Genomic DNA, 5108 nt, shown 5'->3' with positions numbered 1-5108 from the left:
GGTTCACTCGTTAAGCGGTGAACAACGCTTCATACGACCTCAGGTCGCACGGACATGTCTAAGTTTGACCAATGTGCGTTGGACTCAATGGCAACCTTCAAAGCGAGTGCTGAATCTGGCGATCTTGTTCCGAGTATGGCTCACGGCCTAGCGACGACAAGTTACGCTCAAGGCGCGATCTATGACGTAGTGACCAACTTCTTCAATGAGAAAGATGCCGATCCGAAACAAGCGGCAGCTAAGTTAGCAAAAGCAGTGAAAGCGGCTATCTAATCTAACTTGATAAGCGACACACAACGCACGTGAGTGACGGGTTGTGTTGCTTTATCGAACCCCCAGGGTGGGTAGGCTCGTAGGGAGCCTATCTGCTCTTCACTCCCAATTCTAATATGCGTGATGCTGATGTGGTGCCGAAAGGTAAGCCATTGGCTCGATTGTGCAACAAGGATAAGTTATGGAGCATGTTTTGACTGAGTCGACTCCAAAACCCACAAGGAGCCAGCCTGCACCGAAACCGAGTTTTGCTGACAGGTTGCAACATTGGTTACCTAAAATTGTGCTGGCGCCAACTGCGTTAGTGACCGTGGTGTGTATCTACGGTTATATATTTTGGACGGCCGCATTGTCGTTCACCAACTCTCGATTTCTTCCGAGCTTCAACTTCGTTGGTTTAACCCAATATGAAAAGCTGATGGATAACGATCGTTGGATCACCTCTATCACCAACCTCGGTGTGTTTGGTTTTCTATTCATGGCGATTGCTATCTTGCTAGGTGTTGGTTTAGCGGTATTGCTTGACCAAAATATCCGTCAAGAAGGCGCGATTCGTACTATCTACCTCTACCCAATGGCATTGTCATTCATTGTGACGGGTACGGCGTGGAAATGGATTCTTAACCCGGGTCTTGGCATTGAAAAGTTGATGCAAGACTGGGGATTTACTCACTTCAAATTTGACTGGCTCGTCAATTCTGAAATGTCGGTTTACACCTTAGTGATTGCAGCACTTTGGCAGTCTTCTGGATTCGTGATGGCGATGTTCTTAGCCGGTCTGCGTGGCATCGATTCTTCAATCATCAAAGCGGCTCAAATCGATGGGGCAAGCTTACCCACTATCTATCTCAAAATCATTCTGCCTTGCTTGCGCCCAGTGGTTTTCAGTGCGGTGATCATCACCTCACACATTGCGATTAAGAGCTTCGACCTTGTAACCGCAATGACTGCGGGTGGTCCGGGCTATTCATCGGATCTTCCAGCGCTATTCATGTATGCCCACTCATTTACTCGTGGTCAAATCGGCCTTGGTGCTGCCAGTGCCATGATGATGCTTGCCGGCATTTTAGCGATTCTCGTGCCTTATCTTTACTCTGAACTTAGGGAGAAAAAGTCATGATGAATAACATCAATTTTGCTCGAATCTTTATTTATTCAGCACTGCTTTTCTTCTGTTTAGTGTACCTAATGCCATTGTTCGTAATGGCGCTGACGTCATTCAAAACTCTGCCAGACATCAAGGCGGGCAACCTGATGAGTTTGCCAAAAGAGTGGGTGTTCGATGCTTGGTATAAAGCGTGGGACACCGCTTGTACGGGCGTGAAATGTGAAGGCATCAAAGGCTACTTCTGGAACTCGTTCCAAATGGTGATTCCTGCGGTTGCGATTTCAACATTGCTCGGTGCATTCAATGGCTATGTCGTGACGAAATGGCAATTCAGAGGTTCAAACCTGTTCTTTAGTTTGTTGTTATTTGGCTGCTTCATTCCATTCCAAGTGGTGCTACTACCAATGGCAACCATGCTCGGTAAGATGGGGCTAGCGAACACAACCATCGGCTTGGTGATTGTGCACGTTATCTACGGTATGGCATTTACCACACTGTTTTTCCGTAACTTCTATATCTCGATTCCTGATGAATTGATCAAGGCGGCAAAGCTCGATGGTGCTGGCTTCTTTACGATTTTCTTCAAGATCTTATTACCGATCTCGACACCAATCATTATGGTGACGGTGATCTGGCAGTTCACCGCGATTTGGAATGACTTCTTGTTCGGAGTGGTCTATTCCGGCTCAGATACTCAGCCGATCACCGTGGCATTAAACAACCTAGTCAACACCAGCACTGGCGTTAAAGAATATAACGTCGACATGGCTGCCGCGATCATCGCCGCACTGCCAACGCTGTTGGTGTATGTCTTCGCAGGAAAATATTTTGTTCGTGGCCTAACGGCAGGATCAGTAAAAGGATAATTACCCATGGCAACATTAGATTTAAAACAGATCCGTAAAACCTATCGCAACGCGGACAACGAAACGTTAAAGGGCATCGACATCAGTATCGATTCGGGGGAATTTTTGATACTTGTCGGCCCTTCGGGGTGTGGGAAATCCACCTTGATGAACACCATCGCTGGGCTAGAGAATATTAGCTCGGGTGAGATTGTAATTGATGGCATAGACGTGGCGCAGGTTGAACCTAAAGATCGCGATATCGCGATGGTATTCCAGTCGTACGCGCTTTATCCAAACATGACGGTACGCGGCAATATCGCTTTCGGTTTGAAGATCCGCAAGATGCCGCAACAAGAGATCGATGCTGAGGTTAATCGAGTGGCAGAAATGCTGCAAATCGAACAGTTGCTTGATCGTAAACCGTCGCAACTTTCTGGTGGTCAGCGTCAACGTGTCGCGATGGGACGCGCTTTGGCGCGTCGTCCTAAGCTGTATCTGTTCGATGAGCCGCTTTCTAACTTGGATGCCAAGCTACGTGTCGAGATGCGACACCAGATCAAACGTCTGCACCAAAAGCTGAACACCACCATTGTCTACGTGACCCATGACCAAATCGAGGCGATGACCTTGGCTGACCGTATTGCGGTGATGAAAGATGGTGAACTGCAGCAACTCGGTACGCCGCAAGAGATCTACACCAAGCCAAATAACATGTTCGTGGCGGGCTTTATGGGTTCACCATCTATGAACTTCATTAAGACCATGGTGGATTTGGATGATGAGCAGAATCCGATCATCAAAGTAACGGGTACAGCTGAGCAAGAGCACCACATTCGATTACCACAAAGCATGCGTGAGCAAGATGGCAAAGAAGTGGTGATTGGCCTGCGCCCTGAACATATTACCGAGCAGGAAAGTGAAGATGTGTCGGCAACGACCAAGCTAGACTTGCAGTTAGAAGTGCTAGAACCAACAGGGCCAGATACGATTGCGATGGTGAAAGTGAACGACCAAGAAGTGGCATGTCGCTTGTCGCCAGAATTTGAAGTGTCAGTTGGGCAAATGGCGCCGCTGCATTTTGACTTATCAAAGGCGGTATTCTTTGATGCTCAGACTGAAGCGAGAATTGATTTTTAGTTTTTGAGACAGTAGCTCAATGAGAGTCTAAGCTTAAGCAAAGGCAGTATCACTAATTACTAATAAGTAACGTGATGCTGTCTTTTTTGTTGTTTTAGCCTGTTTTATTTCCTCACGAAAACAGAGGGATAAACGAGATAAATGGATTAACTGCAATAATATCGCCAAATAGCCTCCGTTAGCTCTATAAAGCTGACCGAGAACAGCGTAGGATCGCGCTACTTTAGACCAAATACTAGGTTGCACATTAGTGCATAAACAGAAGAATACATGAAACTAACAGCAAAACCCTCAGCTAGTAACGCTTTACTTATTTCTATTACGACACCGGACTTCAAAGGTGACGAAGCAAAAGAGTCTCTTGCCGAACTTGCTCGCTTAGTAACAACCCTAGGGTTTAAAGTGGTCGGTACACAATCACAGCACCACAGTTCAACACAACGACAAAACGTGTTGGGCGCAGGTAAGCTTGCAGAAATTGCACACCTCACCGGTTACCAAGGTTCGATTGAAGAAGCAGAAGATGAAGATTTTATCGATGAATCTTTTGATTTTCGCGCTAGTATCGATGAATTAGATTTTGATGATCTTCCATCTGAAGATGTGGAGTTTGGTACTGCTGACGTAGTGGTATTCGACTGTGATTTGAGCCCATCTCAACTGCGTAATGTAGAAGCGCACTTGGGTGTCGAGGTATTTGACCGTACTGGTATCATCATCGAGATCTTTAGCCGCCATGCTCGTACTCGTACCGCACGTCTGCAAGTTGAAATCGCTCGCCTAAACTACTTAGTGCCTCGACTGCGTGAAACAGCCGACGGTGATAAAGAGCGTCAAATGGGTCAGGGTGCTGGTGAAACTTCATTAGAGCTAGACCGCCGTAAAGTACGTGACCAAATTGCTGCGCTTAAACGTGAGCTGGTTAGCGTACAGGACGAAATGAAGAACCGACGCACTCAGCGTTCGGAGCTTTTCACTGTTGCTCTGGTTGGCTACACCAACGCGGGTAAATCTTCGATGATGCGCGCTATGACCGCAACCGAAGTGAGCGGTGAAGATAAGCTATTCGCGACCTTAGATACCACGGTTCGTGCACTTCAGCCGATCACTCAGCCGCGTATCTTAGTGTCAGATACGGTGGGTTTCATCAAGAAACTGCCACACGATCTGGTTGCTTCATTCCACTCAACACTAGCAGAAGCGCATGATGCTTCATTGCTGCTTTATGTGGTTGATGCTTCTGATGTTTCATTCCGCGCACAGCTTGATGTGGTACACGAAGTATTAGCGCAAGTGGGCGTTGAAGGCAGCGAAAAACTATTGGTACTGAACAAGTGCGATAGATTGAGCGAAGACGAACAGTTAGAGCTGATCGAAGAATTCCCAGATGCGATGCTAACGTCAACTCGTGACCCGTTAGATATCACCAAGCTGCACAAGTACATTGTAGGTGTTGCTGAACAAGGCATGATCGAAGAAGAGATCACGATTCCTTATTCTGGACAAGGCATCATCGGTGAGATTCGCTCAAACATGAGTGTGGTGAAGGAAGAATACGACTACGAATGCATCAAGCTTACTGTACGCTCAAGTGCAATTGATTTAGCGCGCTTGAAAAAGCGTATGCAGAAGTCTTAATTTTGTAGCGAGCCTGGCAAGAACAACCAAAAGAAAAGCGACCCGATAAGGTCAATGCCGTTCGGATAAGCATTACTGTTTGAATCTAAACGGATATTTAGCTG

The 5108-nt window shown here is 46.8% G+C and carries 4 protein-coding genes and 1 pseudogene; all 5 read left to right on the top strand.

All coding sequences use genetic code 11. From position 1 onward, the window contains the following. Positions 1-51: 51 nt before the first annotated feature. Positions 52-273, top strand: a pseudogene (locus ACED46_RS21320) (sugar ABC transporter substrate-binding protein); the annotation flags it as partial. A 181-nt stretch (positions 274-454) separates the two neighbouring features. Continuing rightward, positions 455-1393, top strand: coding sequence for a carbohydrate ABC transporter permease (locus ACED46_RS21315; protein WP_371722393.1), 939 nt, complete (start codon positions 455-457; stop codon positions 1391-1393). Continuing rightward, a complete protein-coding gene (locus ACED46_RS21310) occupies positions 1390-2247 on the top strand; it encodes a carbohydrate ABC transporter permease (RefSeq protein WP_004736059.1) in 858 nt (285 codons plus the stop codon). The genes ACED46_RS21315 and ACED46_RS21310 overlap by 4 nt, the downstream gene beginning before the upstream one ends. 6 nt (positions 2248-2253) lie before the next feature. Further along, positions 2254-3366 (top strand): ABC transporter ATP-binding protein, encoded by a 1113-nt coding sequence (locus tag ACED46_RS21305; protein ID WP_371722391.1) that lies wholly within the window; start codon positions 2254-2256, stop codon positions 3364-3366. A gap of 270 nt (positions 3367-3636) precedes the next feature. Further along, a complete protein-coding gene (gene hflX / locus ACED46_RS21300) occupies positions 3637-5004 on the top strand; it encodes a GTPase HflX (protein ID WP_102320189.1) in 1368 nt (455 codons plus the stop codon). The last annotated feature ends 104 nt before the right edge of the window (positions 5005-5108 follow it).

It is taken from the genome of Vibrio sp. 1S139, assembly GCF_041439475.1.
Classification (GTDB): domain Bacteria; phylum Pseudomonadota; class Gammaproteobacteria; order Enterobacterales; family Vibrionaceae; genus Vibrio; species Vibrio crassostreae_C.
The sequence above is the reverse complement of the archived record's forward strand: the minus strand, read 5'-3'. Positions and strand labels throughout refer to the sequence as shown.